At 40.3% G+C, this 16,500-nt stretch carries 11 protein-coding genes; 7 read left to right on the forward strand and 4 right to left on the reverse strand.

The annotated features are described in order from the left end of the window. Window positions 1-7: 7 nt before the first annotated feature. A complete protein-coding gene (locus HUW51_RS02470; protein ID WP_185272429.1) occupies window positions 8-1,441 on the forward strand; it encodes a DUF6056 family protein in 1,434 nt (477 codons plus the stop codon). 171 nt (window positions 1,442-1,612) lie between these two features. Here the strand turns inward: HUW51_RS02470 and asnS are convergent, their stop codons facing one another. Continuing rightward, window positions 1,613-3,001, reverse strand: coding sequence for an asparagine--tRNA ligase (gene asnS, locus HUW51_RS02475; RefSeq protein WP_185272430.1), 1,389 nt, complete (start codon window positions 2,999-3,001; stop codon window positions 1,613-1,615). Window positions 3,002-3,208: 207 nt separating this feature from the next. On the opposite strand from asnS, the gene rpoN reads away from it, so the two are divergent. The 3 genes from rpoN to HUW51_RS02490 all read left to right on the forward strand — a co-directional run bounded on the left by rpoN (window position 3,209) and on the right by HUW51_RS02490 (window position 6,251). Then, on the forward strand, window positions 3,209-4,729 hold the full coding sequence (rpoN, locus tag HUW51_RS02480; protein WP_185272431.1) for an RNA polymerase factor sigma-54: 1,521 nt from the start codon (window positions 3,209-3,211) through the stop codon (window positions 4,727-4,729). Between the two features lie 155 nt (window positions 4,730-4,884). Then, the gene (locus HUW51_RS02485) at window positions 4,885-5,502 is read left to right on the forward strand and encodes a hypothetical protein (RefSeq protein WP_185272432.1); all 618 of its coding nucleotides are present in this window, start codon (window positions 4,885-4,887) and stop codon (window positions 5,500-5,502) included. 269 nt (window positions 5,503-5,771) lie between these two features. After that, the gene (locus HUW51_RS02490; RefSeq protein WP_185272433.1) at window positions 5,772-6,251 is read left to right on the forward strand and encodes a DUF4188 domain-containing protein; all 480 of its coding nucleotides are present in this window, start codon (window positions 5,772-5,774) and stop codon (window positions 6,249-6,251) included. Window positions 6,252-6,442: 191 nt separating this feature from the next. Here the strand turns inward: HUW51_RS02490 and HUW51_RS02495 are convergent, their stop codons facing one another. After that, entirely contained in the window at window positions 6,443-7,801 is a 1,359-nt protein-coding gene (locus HUW51_RS02495) for an FAD-dependent oxidoreductase (protein WP_185272434.1), read from the reverse strand. A gap of 184 nt (window positions 7,802-7,985) precedes the next feature. Continuing rightward, the gene (locus HUW51_RS02500; RefSeq protein ID WP_185272435.1) at window positions 7,986-9,188 is read right to left on the reverse strand and encodes a family 1 glycosylhydrolase; all 1,203 of its coding nucleotides are present in this window, start codon (window positions 9,186-9,188) and stop codon (window positions 7,986-7,988) included. A gap of 451 nt (window positions 9,189-9,639) precedes the next feature. Here HUW51_RS02500 and HUW51_RS02505 point away from each other — a divergent pair, with 451 nt between their 5' ends. Both HUW51_RS02505 and HUW51_RS02510 read left to right on the forward strand, forming a co-directional pair. After that, a complete protein-coding gene (locus HUW51_RS02505) occupies window positions 9,640-10,734 on the forward strand; it encodes a BamA/TamA family outer membrane protein (protein ID WP_185272436.1) in 1,095 nt (364 codons plus the stop codon). A 140-nt stretch (window positions 10,735-10,874) separates the two neighbouring features. Then, on the forward strand, window positions 10,875-12,122 hold the full coding sequence (locus HUW51_RS02510) for an FG-GAP repeat domain-containing protein (protein ID WP_185272437.1): 1,248 nt from the start codon (window positions 10,875-10,877) through the stop codon (window positions 12,120-12,122). 89 nt (window positions 12,123-12,211) lie between these two features. Here HUW51_RS02510 and HUW51_RS02515 read toward each other — a convergent pair whose 3' ends face one another. Then, window positions 12,212-12,610: a Dabb family protein gene (locus tag HUW51_RS02515; RefSeq protein WP_228466913.1), complete on the reverse strand. Its 399-nt coding sequence runs from the start codon at window positions 12,608-12,610 to the stop codon at window positions 12,212-12,214. Window positions 12,611-14,844: 2,234 nt separating this feature from the next. Here HUW51_RS02515 and HUW51_RS02520 point away from each other — a divergent pair. Next, window positions 14,845-16,344, forward strand: a complete 1,500-nt coding sequence (locus HUW51_RS02520) for a polysaccharide biosynthesis protein (RefSeq protein WP_228466914.1) — start codon at window positions 14,845-14,847, stop codon at window positions 16,342-16,344. The last annotated feature ends 156 nt before the right edge of the window (window positions 16,345-16,500 follow it).

Raw genomic sequence — 16,500 nt, forward strand, 5'->3', positions numbered from 1 at the left:
TACCTGAATGAAAACGGCGGTTACCCAGAAGTTAGTTTTTTCTTTGCGGCAAACGTTTCAGCGTTTTGGTTGGATGAACGCCAGCTTACTTGTACTAAGCGCAGCCCTTGTTCCTTTCTTAATTTTATCTTTTTATAGTCAGCCATTTGCCGATGATTTTTGGCTCACGAGTTTGGCTAAGGAAAAAGGAATTTGGCAAGCTCAATTAGAAATTAGAAAAACCTGGAGCGGCCGTTATTTTGCCATGTTTTTGGGCAGTGTAAATCCTTTGGTTTATAACTCTTTAACCGGCTATAAACTTCTACCTTTTTTACTTATTCTTTTTACCCTGGCGGCCCTTTATTTTCTTATAAGCCGCATTATTCCGGGCACTTCTTTAAAGAAAAAAATATTTTTTGCCTTGCTTTTGCAAGTACTTTATTTAGGTTTTATGCCCGCCATTGCCTCAGGGTATTATTGGATGTCGAGCGCTTTAAATTACCAGACGGCCCTTATTTGCCTGCTTTTACTGGCAGCGGGTTTAATTAACTACCAACAAAAACGAAACTTCTGGCAACAAACAAATTATATTATAGGCTTATCTTTTTTAATTTTTGCCGGTGTTGGCTGCAATGAATTAAGCATGGTTTTTATTCTGGAAGGTTTGCTTACCTTGCTTCTGGTAGATTATTGGCGATATAAACGCGTTAATAAGTTGCTATTGTACTATCTGCTTTTGGCTTTTAGCTGCAGTTTGCTGGTTATCTTTAGTTATGGCAATTTAGCCCGGCTGCAAACACACCCGAACCATAGCAATTTAATGTACTCGTTTACTTATGCCGTGGCGGTTACGGTAAACAACACCAGTAACTACTTAACTTTATCTCCCATCTTACTTTTAACAGTTTTATTTGTTCCGGTAAGCCATAAATTTTTTAAAAACAGAAAATTTTTAAAAATTCCGCATCCGGTTGTTACTACGGCCCTATTGTACCTGCTTATTTTTCAGTGTTTTTTTGTTATCTACTGGAACCGGGGCATGCACGCGCCCATCTGGACCCAAAATTTTATTTATTTTATTTTCCTGATCGGGTGGTTTGCCAACGTAGCGCTAATTGTAAAATACTACCAGAATACGCTAGAAAATTACCTGCCCCAACTACCCGTTTATGCCCAAACCTTATTAGTAGCCGCTTGCTTTCTGTTGATTTTTCATAACAAACAATCTAATGTACGAACGGCTTATATTGATTGGTTAAGTGGCGAAGCTGCTGCTTACGACCAGGAATTAAAAAGCCGGGATAATTTTTTAAAAAACAGTAGGTGTTCTCTTTGCCAAATAAAAGATTTAACGCACCAACCCAAATCCATTTATTTCCGCCAGGAACCCGAAATAAGCGAATGGGAAAACGATTTAAATGCCCGGTATTATGGCAAAAAATTAATTACAATACAGGAATAAGCCCCTTCCCAACAAGGTTATCTAATTACATTCGGCCAATCTTGTCTGTTTATTTTAATTAAGAAAATTTTTAAAAACTTACCAAAACAAAAAGCCCACTGCTGAAACAGTGGGCTTTTTGTTAAATATCAAAAGTCTAGTATCCAGTGTCTAGATACCAGCATCTAAATTTTAAAATTCTGCGCTTTTGGGGAAACGTGGGAAAGGAATAACGTCGCGGATGTTGCCCATACCGGTAACAAAAAGAATTAAGCGCTCGAAGCCTAAACCAAAGCCCGCGTGCGGTGCGGTACCAAATTTACGCAGTTCCAGGTACCACCACAATTCTTCTTCGTGGATGCCCATTTCCTGCACCCGGGCCAACAGTTTCTCGTAATTTTCTTCGCGTTGCGAGCCACCAATAATTTCGCCGATACCCGGAAACAGCACATCCATGGCCCTTACGGTTTTGCCATCTTCGTTTTGTTTCATGTAAAACGCTTTAATGTGTTTTGGGTAGTTAATCAGGATTACCGGTTTTTTAAAATGTTTCTCTACTAAATACCGTTCATGCTCGCTTTGCAAATCAGTACCCCACTCTACCGGGAATTCAAATTTTTGCTTAGCCGTTTTTAAAATTTCGACGGCCTCCGTATACTCCAGTCGTTCAAAGTTGTTGGTAACCACAAAGTTCAGGCGGTTCAACAATTCCTTGTCGTACATATCATTTAAAAACTGCAGGTCGTCTTTGCAGTTATTGAGGGCGTACATTACCAAAAATTTTAAAAAATCTTCGGCCAGGTCCATGTTGTCGGTCAGGTCATAAAAAGCCATTTCGGGCTCAATCATCCAGAACTCGGCCAGGTGGCGAGTAGTGTTGGAGTTTTCGGCCCGGAAGGTAGGCCCAAACGTATAAATTTCGCCCAAAGCCATAGCGGCTACTTCGCCTTCTAATTGCCCCGATACCGTTAGGTTAGTAGATTTACCAAAAAAGTCCTGAGAAAAATCAACGGCACCAGTTTCGGTTTTGGGTGGGTTAGCCACATCCAGGGTAGTTACCCGAAACATCTGACCCGCTCCTTCGGCATCGGAACCCGTAATAATAGGCGTTTGCACGTAGAAAAAGCCTTTGTCATTAAAATATTTATGTACCGCGTACGACATCGCGTGCCGGATACGCAGTACCGCCCCAAAGGTGTTGGTGCGCGGCCGCAAGTGCGCAATTTCGCGCAGAAACTCCAGCGAGTGGCCTTTCTTCTGCAAAGGGTAAGTTTCTACATCGGCAAGGCCTAGAACCTCAATGGTTTTGGCTTGCACCTCCACCGTTTGCCCTTTACCCTGCGACTCCACCAGGGTACCCGTAACAGCCACGCAGGCGCCGGTAGTAATATCTTTTAAACTTTCCTCGTTAAACTGCTGCACATCGGCTACTACCTGCATGTTGTTAATTGTAGAGCCATCGTTTACGGCAATAAAATTCACAAATTTGTTTCCGCGCTTGGTGCGCACCCATCCTTTTAGTAATACATCCTGCCCTACAGCAGTTCCTTGCAGCAATTCGGCAACTTTGGTTCGTTTCATGTTTTTATTGGTATCGGGTAGCAGGTTGCAAGTATCAGGACTATACAGATAAAAGTTTCGTTATACTCTCAGGTCTTGCTACCTAATACTTATTACCTGCTACTAATTCAGCACAAAGTAACGATATTTTAACCTTTTTTTTAGAAGACCAGTAAAAATATCATATTTTTGAAAAGCCAACTAATCCGCCGGTAAGATGGCGCTCATATGCAAAGACTTGATTTAAAACAACTTTTATCTCAGAAACTGTCGCCGCAGCAGATCCAGTTTATTAAACTGTTGCAGATTCCGACGGCCGAACTGGAAATGCGGATAAAAGAAGAGATGGAGATGAACCCTGCCCTGGAAGAAGGTCCGGACGATGACAAAGAAAGATCTGACGATGAGGATAGTGACAACGACGATGATTTTGACGCCGATGATAGCCTCGATGAAGATTTTGACGATGGCAACGCCGATGATACCTACGACAGTGTGGAAGATAACATTGTTGACGATGGCGGCGATTTAGATTTAGACGATTACCTGCACTCCGACGAAATTGCCGGTTATAAAATGCAGGGCGATGGTCCCGGCGAAGACGAAGACCGGGAAATGCCTCTGGCGGGCACCAGTTCCTTAATTGATTCGTTGCTGGATCAGTTGGGCTTTTTAAACCTGAACGAGGAACAGGAAGCCATTGGCATGCAACTGATTGGCAGCATTGATAACGACGGCTACATCCGGCGCGAACTCAGTTCTATTGCCAACGATTTAGCTTTTTCGCAAAACATTGAAGCTACCGAAGATGAAATAGAGGCCGTACTTCGGAAAATTCAAACGTTTGACCCGGCCGGTATTGCTGCCCGCGATTTACAGGAATGTTTGTTACTGCAACTAGAGCGCCTCGACCAAGACGAATTTACCGAAACTGCCGAACGGATTATTGATGAGTGCTACGATGAATTTACCAAGAAGCACTACGAAAAAATTCAGTCGCGGCTGGATATTGATGATTTTGAGCTGAAGCAAGCTATTAATATTATTTTAAAATTAAACCCCAAACCAGGCGGGTCGGATGCCGGTGCGGGCAAACCGCAGTACATTATTCCGGATTTTATCTTGACGATGGAAAACGGGCAGTTTAATTTAACCTTAAACTCGCGCAACGCCCCGGATTTACGCATTAGCCGGGAGTACGCCGATATGTTTGAGGCCTATGATAAGAGCGCCAAGAAAGATAAAAAGCTAAAAGAAACAGTAACGTTTGTAAAGCAAAAGCTCGATGCGGCCAAATGGTTTATCGATGCCATTAAACAACGCCAGCAAACTTTGCTGCGCACCATGGAAGCCATTGTAAAACGCCAGCGCGAGTTTTTCCTGGAAGGCGACGAAAGCAAGCTGCGCCCCATGATCCTGAAAGACATTGCCGAAGACATCGGCATGGATATTTCTACTATTTCGCGGGTAGCCAACAGCAAAAGCGTACAAACTGAGTTCGGCGTCTATCCGCTAAAATATTTCTTCTCCGAAGGCATTGCCACCGACTCCGGCGAAGATGCCAGCAGCCGGGAAGTAAAACACATTCTCAAAGAAATTATTGACAAGGAAAACAAAAAGAAACCTTTATCGGACGATAAGCTGGAAAAAATGCTGAACGAAAAAGGCTACAACATTGCCCGCCGCACTGTAGCCAAATACCGCGAACAGCTCAACATTCCCGTAGCCCGATTGAGAAAAGAGTTATAAAAGAATTAAAAATTAGAAATTAAAAATTAGAAATGAGTGATTTTTCTGTTGTTTAAACTAATTTGCCCGCGTAAATAAACTTAAACATTGAATTACAGATATTTGTTAAACTTACAATTTCTATTTTTTAATTTCTAATTCATAATTACTTTTAAGTGAACCGAACGTTGGCGCAGCTATTATCCGTTGTTTTTCATCCGTTGCTCGTTCCTAGTTACTTGTACTACCTGCTCTTATACGTCATGCCCGATTCCATGCTTACTTTTCCGTTGGTGAGCCGTTGGTTGGTGATGTTACTTGTTTTCTTTTCTACTTTTTTAATTCCGGTTTTAGGCACCTTGGCTTTGGTACGTACGGGTTACGTAAAATCGATGTTGGCCGAGGAACGTAGCGAGCGCAGCTATCCTTTGTTTTTTACCACAGTTTGTTTTGCCATGGCTACCTACATGTTTTACCGCGAACAAGTTTTTGATGATATATTGTACGTGATTATGGCGGTTATTACGTTGGCAGTTTTTTCTACGTTTATAATTTCACAATTCTGGAAAATAAGTGCGCATAGTGTGGGCATGGGCGGAGCTTTAGGATTTATAATGTTGTTGCATACCTGGCAACCCGAGCAACGCAGCCTGTATTTGGTTTCCGGTACTATTTTAATCAGCGGCGCGGTTTTATCGGCTAGGTTAGCTCTGGATGCGCACACGCCTTCCCAGGTTTACGCCGGTTTTTTCCTGGGTTTAAGCCTCAGCGCCGGTATTGGCCTGCTCGCCTAATTTTCTATTTGCATAACTCATTCAACTAAATTTTTAAATTTTTCTGATTTTATAATTTAGTAGCCTTGTCCGATTACAAATAACGTAACAGTCAATCCCGGCCATTCGAACTGGAACAGAATGGCTCAGTTCCGAAGGGGATCTTTTCTTAACCCGAACGCACGTTTATTAATAATTACGTGCCTGTTCAACGTAATCTCTTGTAACCTCAGTCGTATTTGTAACTAAATTCCATCACTACTGTTATCTCACTGACAAAAATTTTAAAAATGAGCATTATTCCGGGCCGCATGACCACCCAGTTAAATCAGGACTTTGTGGTGTTTTTAATTGGTATGCGCATTAATAAGTTCTGGCGTTTGGGGCAATGGTGGCCCGTGGCCCAATCTATGCCCCGCATGATACAGGAATTGGAAAAAAACCCGGACAGCGGTTTTTTAGGTAGTGAACAATGGTTAGGGCGCACTACCATAATGGTGCAATACTGGGAATCGTTTGAAAAGTTAGAGACTTATGCCCGCGATCCTAATGCCGAACACTATCCCAACTGGGTACGGTTTAACAAGCTGGTCCGAGCCTCCGGTGCCGTAGGCGTATGGCACGAAACTTACCAAATTGCCGCGGGCAAACACGAGAGTATTTACGTAAACATGCCGGTTTTTGGCTTAGGTAAAGTAAGTAAATCCACCACAGTTACTGATTCTTTAGACCAGGCCCGCCAGCGCTTGCAAAATGCTCCAAAACTGTAGTTCTTCGTTGTTCGGATGCGCTATACTTGATAATCAATTATTCTCTAATTCTTAACCAGTTCCATTGCCATAATTTGGTTGGTAAGTGATGGAACGCACTTTAAGATAACAGAAATTGCTCTTCCCGAAATTAGAAGTGCGTTGGAATTTGAAAATTTTTAAAAATCCGGACTAATATGTTCGGCTCAGCGTTAATGTAATAATTTTTGAAGTAGTTGCTGTACTTCCGGCTTATCGTAATCGCTTTCCAGGGTAATGTGTTTCATGAGTTTTTTCATGATTTTATCCTGGTGTTTGCCGGTTTCCAGAGCCAGCGAGTAAGGCAAATGCGTATAGGTAACCATGGTATAAAGCGGCAGCCATTTTTCTGGGTACTGCGCATTTATTTTAGATTCTATTTTTTTGCGCAGTAAAAATCGTGGATCGGCTACTAAATCGCGCATTTCAATAAAGTTCTGCACGGCCAGTTCGGCCATGGCGTCGGTGTTAGGCTTACGGAGTTCCTGAAATTTTTTAAAAATTAAATCCCAATTATCGAGGTGCTCATCCATTAATTGGTTTAGTACGGTACAATCTTCGAAGCCGGCGTTCATGCCTTGCCCGTAAAAAGGCACAATTGCGTGCGCGGCATCGCCCAACAATACCACTTTATCCTGCAACGACCACGGAAAACATTTAATTGTTACCAGCGAGCCCGTGGGGTTATCAAAAAAATCACTTACCAGATCCGGCATGAGCGGCAAGGCATCCGGAAATATTTTTTTAAAAAAAGCCAATAAATCCGCCTCGGTTTGCAGGCTGTTAAACGACACATCGCCTTCGTACGGAAAAAACAAAGTGCAGGTAAAAGAGCCATCCAGGTTAGGCAAGGCAATCATCATGTAAGAGCCTCGCGGCCAGATGTGCAATGCGTTTTTCTCCAGTACCCATTGGTTGTTTTCGCCGGGAGCAATGCGCAGTTCTTTGTAGCCGTACTCCAGGTAGGTTTGAGAGTATTCGTAGCGTTCGGTTTTTTGCATGGCGTAACGCACCATTGAGTAAGCGCCGTCGGCACCAAACAACCGATTAGCCGCAATTTTTTGTTTTACCTGGGTAGTGGTGTCCAGCATTTCCAGTTCGTTGGCAGCTAAATCCACGTGAAGGCATTGCTGGTTAAAATGCAGGTCAATATTAGGGTTCTGATCTACCAAATCCATGAGCGCTACGTTCAGGCCGCCACGCGACACCGAATAAATAGCCTGGTTTTCTTTGCCATAAGGCTGATACGATAGCTGCCCCTGTACATCGTGCATCATGCGCCCGTACATGGGTATGGCTACTTTCCGGATTTCTTCGGCAATGCCTACGCCTTCCAGGGCTTTCCAACCCCGGTCGCTCAGCGCTAGGTTAATGGAACGGCCATATTCCACGTAATTTTTGCGCAAATCGTTGCGCCGCTCGTAAATTGCTACGCGGTAGTTATGTTTAGCTAGATACAATGACAAAAGGGAGCCGACTAAGCCGGCTCCCATAATAGTTACTTTGTTATTACTATTATCGTCTGTCACCATAAGGTTTGTAGCTGCATTTAAATTTTACTTGCGGCACGAAGGTAATAAAGTTTATGCAAGTAGTAGGTTATAAGTTTTAAGTTGTATTTTTTAAACTAAAACCCGACAGCTTAAACCCTATAAGATTTAAACTATAAACACTGCCGACCAACTTAAAACCTATTACTTATTACATATTACCGGCTTAGTAATAATTAAAGTGCAAGCCAAATTTTTCTTCTTCCATCACGCCTTTCCATTGCCGGATTAGTTCTTTATAAGCTTCTCCTACCGGTCGGATTTGGCGGTTCATGTCGTACAAGCCCAAAGCATTCACGCGACCCGCATCAGCCCGCAGCGCCGAATCCCAGTCTACCTGATCGATGAGGCTGTACCAGGTAAAGCCCATTAACGGTATACCGTCGCGGCGCAAACGTTTGGCATTGGCCCATTCTTTCCGGAGCCAGCTCACCGAGTTTGGCTCAATCATGTTGGTTTCGGTGTGCATTACCGGCAAACGGTAGCGGTTATAATACTGCGTGGTAATTACATAATATCCAAAAATTTCGCCGGAAGCGCTGGTACTACCGTTGGCGTGTACCATATGCTCGTTCGTGAAATAATAATCGTTGCCCATAATGCAGTGGGCTTTTACCTGATTTTGCAAAAACCAGTGGTATTCTTCGCGGGTCATGCCGTTGTCGAGCAAATACTCGTACATCATGGCCCGGATGGGGTAACCATAAGTTAAATCCAGAGATAAAAACCGTTTCTGATTCAAAAAATTGGCTAGTTTGGTGCAGCTTGGGTCTTCGGCGTGAAAATACTCCGACGATTCGCTTTGAATAAATACCGCATCCGGGCGCACTTTTAAAATTTCGTGCATGGCCATTACGTTGGCTTTGCAGATGTTTTTAAGGGCCGTTACAAAAGCTTTATCGCTGCTCAAACATTCGTTCCACCAGCCGTACTGGGCCGAAAAAGTGGCGGCAATAAATATTTCGTTAACGGGTGTGTAGTATTGCAGGTAAGGAAACCGTTCGGCAAAAGCCCGGGCGTACTCCGCGAAATAATGCGGGAAGTCCGGATTCTGGAAATTACCAAGCCAATCGGGCACCCCAAAATGGCACAAATCTACCAACGGAATAATGCCCATTTCCTGCATTTTCCGGAAGGTGGTATCGGTAAAATCCCAGTGGTATTGGCCCGGCCCCACGTGCGTCGAGAACAAAGGCGGACCGTAGCGCAGGTAGTCAATGCCCATTTCTTTTACCAACCGGAAATCTTCTTCCCAGTAATCATAATGGAAAGCTTTTTCCATTTCATCTACTCGCTTTACCTTGCCATCTGGTAAAATAATATTCGGATAGCTATTCTCTATCCCGGTGGCAAACATGAATTGATTCATTCGTGTTACAGATAAGGTAGTTTAACAATATATATCTTGGATAACGAAAGTATCTGCGGGTAGTATAAATTCACTTTGGCATACTACCTTTCCCGCAGAAAAGTTTACATAATAGCGCTAAACTTACCAGAAGGGTCTTGAGTTTTAATTTATTTAAAAATTACAATCTTAAAGCCTTATAATACCGGATAGTATTTTTTTCCTAAAGCAATTTTAATCAGTTGCTTTCTATAATATACCTATAAAATCAGTTTATTTTAAAAGATAAAAAGTAGCAAATAAGCTTAAATATTAAGCCGAAGTAAGAAGGCAAATTTTTAAAAATTTACTATCTTTCTTTAACCTCCCGGAAGTGTTTTTTGCTAATAAGCACTTATCATTGCTTTACTTATATTTTAGCTAACGATTTACAAGAAGCATTACATTTTACTCCAGAGTTTTAGGTGCCCCTATGAAAAAAATATACCTTTTTTTCTGCTTCTTTCTGTTCTTTTTGCCTTACAGCCAGGCCATGTGGCCATCCGATTCTACCGTAGTGAAAAAGAAATTAAGCCTTACTCCTTTTCCGGCTTTATTTTCTACGCCCGAAACCGGTATTGGGTACGGGGGGTTGGTAGTACCTGTTTACAATTTTGGTTCAGATTCGCTTACCCGCAGTTCTAACGGGCAGCTTCTGGCTTATTACACGCAAAAAAAGCAATCTTCGGTGCAGCTTACGTATACCATTTATACCAACCACGAGCGCTTTAACATTACCGGAGCCGCTAATTATTACGATTGGCCCATTCTGTATTACGGAACAGGCAACTCCAATGCGCTCTCCGATTCTTCTTTGGTTACCTACAAACTTTTTCTTTTTCAGAACCGGTTTTTAAAAAAAATTAAAAATTTTGTTTTTGCGGGGGTACAATACCAGCTTACCCACATTAATGATGTACGGTACAAAAATGTGCAGAGTAAAATAATTGAACGAAATGCCCGGGAGCTCGATGGCAGTACAGCATCGGGCTTAGGGCCGGCTTTATTACTGGATAGCCGCGATAATCCTTTAAATGCCACCAAAGGCTGGTACGCCGAATTGGGCACCTACTTTAACCAGAAAGCGTTAGGCAGCGAATTTAACTTTACTCGTTACAACATCGATGTCCGTCGGTTTATTCCTTTGTCCGCTAAAAAGGTGCTGGCCATACAAGGTGTAGGTAAATTCAGCACGGGCAAGGTGCCTTTCCGGGAAATGGCTTTATTGGGTGGAGGCCGAACCATGCGGGGTTTTTACGAAGGCCGGTTTCGCGACCGGCAATTGCTAGCGGTGCAAACCGAGTACCGGCAACAACTTTTCTCTCGGCTAGGTTTTGTGGTATTTGGTGGTTTGGGGCAGGTAGCCGACCGGGGCAAAGATTTAAACCTTAATTTAATTAAACGGGCAGCGGGCGGTGGCGTGCGCCTGATGCTTAACCGCGCTCAACGCTTGAACATTCGAATTGATTACGCTATTGGCAGTGATAAAGCCAAAGGTCTGTATTTTGATATTGGCGAAGCTTTTTAGAAATAATGTTTGTGCCCGTGTATTTTGCCTAAATAATTTTAAGTTTACTTTTTAGCTAATGCAGCAATTGAGGCCCCCGTTCTGAAAAGAATAAATTTTAAAATTACGAACCAGTAACAACAAAGTAATTTCCCGATGATATGATAAACCATCCTGCCCTGCTTAGTAGCGTAAATTTTAAAATTCTTCTTCCAAAACCATTCCTTACCTACGCTCTTACTTGGGGCTTACTGGCAGTTTGGCTAATACCCACTAGCGCATTAGCCCAAAAGAAAGACAAACGTCTGAAAAAAGGCACCATCACGTTTACCAAACAAGTGTTAACCAAAGAGTTTATTGCCGAAGGGGTAGCCGTAGGCGATGTAAATAAAGATGGCCGGATAGATGTTTTAGCCGGTGCCTATTGGTTTGAAGCGCCCACCTGGAAAAAACACGAAATAACCCAACCCGAAATTTTTTACTACGACAAAGGATACAGCAATGCTTTCGTGAGCCAAACCATAGATGTAAACCTGGATGGTTGGCTGGACTACGTGCGCATTGGTTTTCCGGGCAAAGAAGCCCTCTGGTTCGAAAATCCGAAGCAAAAAGAAGGACATTGGACAGCCCACACCATCCATAACACGGTTGGCAACGAATCGGCTGGCTTTTTTGATGTAGATGGTGATGGCAAGCCCGATTTACTCGGTGGAAACTCCACCACCGGCCAAATGACTTGGTTTAAACCACCAATATCACCAGACAATTTAACTTGGCAAGAAGTAGCCATTAGTAAAGAAAAAGGACCCGGTGCCGAACCTTTCTCGCATGGCTTAGGTTTAGGCGACCTAAATAAAGACGGCCGACCCGATGTAATGGTAAAAGAAGGTTGGTGGGAGGCTCCAGTTAACCCCTTGCAACCCGGCTGGACTTTTCACCCGGCTAATTTAGGGGAAGCTTGTGCCCAAATGCACGCTTACGATTTCGACCAGGATGGGGATCAGGATGTAGTAGCTTCATCGGCACACGCTTTAGGTATTTGGTGGTACGAGCAAACCTTAAATGAGCAAGGAACACCCCAGTGGAACCGCCACCTAATTTCCGAAGCTTTTACACAAACGCATGGCTTAGCTTTTACGGATATAAACGCCGATGGCAACCCGGATTTAGTTACCGGCAAACGCTATTTTGCGCACATGGGCAAAGACCCCGGCGAATACGAACCACCGGTACTCTACTGGTTTGAATTTAAGCCAGGTAAAAACCCAACCTGGGTACCGCATTTAATTGATACTGATTCCGGCGTGGGCGTACACGTAGTAACCCAAGACATCAACCAGGATAACTTAATTGATATAATAGTTGCCAATAAAAAAGGAGTATTTGTTTTTACCCAACAACGTAAATAAAAAACCAGAAGCCTGTTTAAACAACGGGCTTCTGGTTTTTGGTAAGAATTGCTAAAATTTAAAATTTTAAAAAATCAGCTATTGCTCATTTACTTTGCTGCCGGAGAATAATCTACCACAAACACATCTTCCATTACGCCTAACTGTCCTAAAAGCTGCCCGAATTTTTTATGTTCCGGGTGCGGCAAATAAGTATCGCGGGCGGCGGCATCTTTAAAAGTTAAGAGGAAAACGTGCGTAAAACCCAAATTTTTATTTTCCGGGCTATTATTAACGCCGTGCTCAAAAGAAACAATACCTGGAATTTTGTTTTTTAAATCGGCTAAGGCTTGTGTTACCTGCGTTATTTGGGCCGGAGTAGCACTAGGTTTAAATTTAAAAACTACTACGTGCCGTACTTGCTCATTTTTAGCCATAAACGATGTTGAAAATAAAACCAGCGCCCCAAGCGCCAGCACAATTAAACCAGAACCAAGTAATTTATTCATGATAATTTATTTTTTGAGCTCCATTATACTAAAATTTTACAGGTAGTACAACTATTTATCCTTGGTTCGGGAGAGTAATTTTTTGTATCTGCATAATATGCGCAAAATATATTACCTTATAAGCTCGCCAATAAAGCATTCTTTTATGCCGCTTTTACATCAACGTATCTTTAGCCTTTAGCAACTTCCCTAGTACCGGTAAATGCATTGGGCTTATCAGATACATTAATAGTTGTAGGCAGTTTTCTAATCTAAGCAAAAGATAGCTTATACCCTCTTCCATCTGTTTAATATTTTGATTTTCAGAAACTAATCTAAGAATTACCTTATCAACCAAGAGCATTCTTGCTAATGCGGATGCCTCTGAAAAATCAATATATAATTTACTTAATATTTTTTTTAATTATAAGTAACTTTTAAAAAAACATTCCGTATATTTGTTATATATAAATATTAAAATATATTAATATAAATGTAATAAAGAATTACTCATTTAACTGTCAACCAACATTATTATGCGTTATTGTAAACAAATTTGTCATCGATGCGGAGCCGAAGCAGATTCGCTTAGAGCTTCTTGGTTTAATTTACACATGTTATGTACTAGTTGTCGTCAAGAAGAGGCCGCTCACCCCATGTATGAACAAGCCCAAAGAGCAGAATTCGTAAAAATCCAGACAGGGAATTATCGTTTTGAAGGAATTGGCTTGCCCGAGGACCTTCAGCGCAAATATTATTCCCACTAACTTTCCGGCAATCAATTTTGTTAAGCTGAGCTAAATAATAGCCATTTGTATTTATTGCTTTGCTAATCAATAGTTTACATTTAAATAGAACCGGCATAAGCATTTTTTACAGCTAAACAGCAGGTTATTCATCCTGCATCAATGTAGCACTCTTAATCAAGTACATTGCTAACCAGAAAAAGAATTAAAACGGCTTATACCACTACATATATAGATTTAAACGAAATAATTTTTTAAATATTCAACTTTTTTATATATTCATTCTACTATAAATTATTACTGGCTATAAAATCCTATTATATTCTTAAATCAGTACAGTTAAAAAGTAAATAAGCTCACGTTGGCCTAATTGTTGTTAAAAACTTTCTCCGTAAATAACCAATCATCGCTTTTTGATAATTTTATTAGATAAAATGTAAAGAAATGAATAGGATTAAAAATTAAAAAAGTTGGAAAAACTATAAGAAACCCGCTTTTAATATGATCTAATTTATATTAAAGGCTATTTAAGTTCTCATTTTTATTTAATGAGATTACCACTACTATTAATAACTAAAGCCAATTTTATATAGATATTAATTTAAGTTTATATTTAAATTTTTTTATTAATTTAGTATTATATTTGAAAATTAATTTATCACTCTTTAATAATTTTACAAAAAATTAAATTGTTTAATTTTATAACTTATTTGCCAATTAATTACACATTATTCAAAAAATATAGAAAATTTTACCATTTTTTTTTGCGATATAGGATTTACTTTACTTATTTTATAAAAATTTAATATATGATTGCACATTTAATATATATTAAAAACTATTTTCCTGAACCTTTATAATTTTTTTTAGTAAAAGACATTACTTCACTAAAAAAGAATAATAAAATAGATATTAAACAGCCAAGCTGTAGATATTAAAATCTGTAAGCCTTGTTAATACCATCAAAAAAAGAGATTTTGTTAAGCTAATACTTCATAAACGCTATTTAAATTACTTTGTGCCATGAAAAAATTTATACTTGCTAATTCAATACCACGATGGGTCATTTTATTGATCGATCAGGTTATTACAAGCTGGTCATTTGTATTAGCCTTTTTTGTAATAACGCAGTTTGAATTTTCAAACATATTGAGAGGGCATTTCTTTATATATACTGGTTTATACTGCATTATTTCGCTGAGTGTATTCTTTCTCATGCGTATCCATACCGGAGTAATCAGGTATTCCAATACGCAAGATATAGTCAGAATATTTTCGGCCGTATTAGCTACCAGCTTTATCTACATCTTAGTGTTAAGCATGGTAGTAATTCCAGTTTACCATATTGATACTGTTAATATTTTTACAGTTCTTCTGATTAACTTTTTTATCTCTTCCTCTTTACTGGTAATGTTAAGAATAGGAGCAAAAAGCTTTTTCCAATTCATCAAAAGAAGCACTGCTACCGAAAAAGAAACCGTACTTATTTTTGGTTCAGATACCAGTTCTATGCTGATAAAACGTGCTTTGGAACATAGTAACTCCAGCCGGTTTGTTATTGCTGGCTTCATCGACGATAATTACCAGAATGTAAATAAATACATTCAACAGAAGAAGGTATATCCGGCTATCAACATTGAGCAATTACGCCTAAAGTTGAAAGTAGATAAGGTAGTGGTAATGAGTGAGGATTTAAAAACTGAAGGTAGAAAGAAAATAGTTGAGAAATGCTTGGAAATAGGCTTGAAGGTATTAACTGTTCCTCCTACTGAACAATGGATTTCTGGTAAACTACGGGTTAATCAAATAAAAGACCTTAAAATTGAAGATTTATTACAGCGTGATCCAATCGTTATTCAAAGCGACAATATTTCGAGAGAGATAACCGGTAGACGTGTTTTAGTAACAGGTGGTGCAGGTTCTATAGGCTCCGAAATTGTAAGACAAGTACTTACTTTTGATCCGGCTATGGTAATTATCTGCGATCAGGCTGAGTCACCTTTGCACGAGCTGCAGTTAGAAGTTGAAGAAGCGTTTCCGGATGCAAACATAAAGATCTACATTTCGAACATTACAAATTATAATCGGATGTATTCTCTTTTCGAAGATTTTAATCCGGAGATTGTTTTTCATGCGGCCGCTTACAAACACGTGCCTATGATGGAGAACAACCCACCAGAAGCTATCCTGACTAACATTTTGGGCACCAAAACTTTAGCTGATTTATCGATTGCTTTTGATGTAGAAAAGTTTGTGATGATATCTACTGATAAAGCCGTAAACCCAACTAATATCATGGGGGCTTCCAAGCGGATTGCTGAGATTTACATTCAATCTTTGAACGATGTAAATGTTCAGTCGCTGAATAATATCAATTACATTAGCTCCCGGTTAAATGATCTTACTCATTCTAAAACTAAGTTTATAACTACGCGTTTTGGTAATGTGTTAGGTTCTAATGGTTCAGTAATTCCGCGCTTCCGGGCTCAAATTGAAAAAGGAGCGCCGCTTACTGTTACGCACCCCGAAATTACCCGCTATTTCATGACTATTCCGGAAGCGGTTCAATTAGTACTGGAAGCTGGTAGTATGGGCAAAGGTGGAGAAATCTTCTTATTTGATATGGGAGAACCCGTTAAAATTGCCGATTTAGCCCGGAAAATGATCAAATTGGCTGGCCTAATTCCGGATGTAGATATTAAGATTGTTTATACTGGTTTGCGCCCCGGTGAGAAATTGTATGAAGAGTTGTTGAATAAAGAAGAAGAATCTATTCCAACGCACCACAATAAGATCAAGATTTCTAAAGTAAGAACTTACCTTTACGATAAGGTAGTTAGCGATATTAAAGAGCTCATTAACTTAGTTCAAAAAGAGAACGACGATTTTGAGGTAGTTAAGAAAATGAAGGAAATTGTTCCAGAGTTTTTAAGCAAAAACTCTAAATACGAAGAATTGGATTATAACTCATCAAAAAACAATCCTTTATTGATTCAACAAGCCAGCTAACCTGTAGACACAAGTCACTAGCTTAAAAAACTAAAAAGCGCCGAAAACTAAATTTTAGTTTTCGGCGCTTTTTAGTTTCTAGAAACTTGGTTTTAATCTATCCTAATGTATACATGGAAGGTATTAGATGAAGCTTTTTCTCTGTGGATATGGTAT

The organism is Adhaeribacter swui (genome assembly GCF_014217805.1).
GTDB lineage: Bacteria > Bacteroidota > Bacteroidia > Cytophagales > Hymenobacteraceae > Adhaeribacter > Adhaeribacter swui.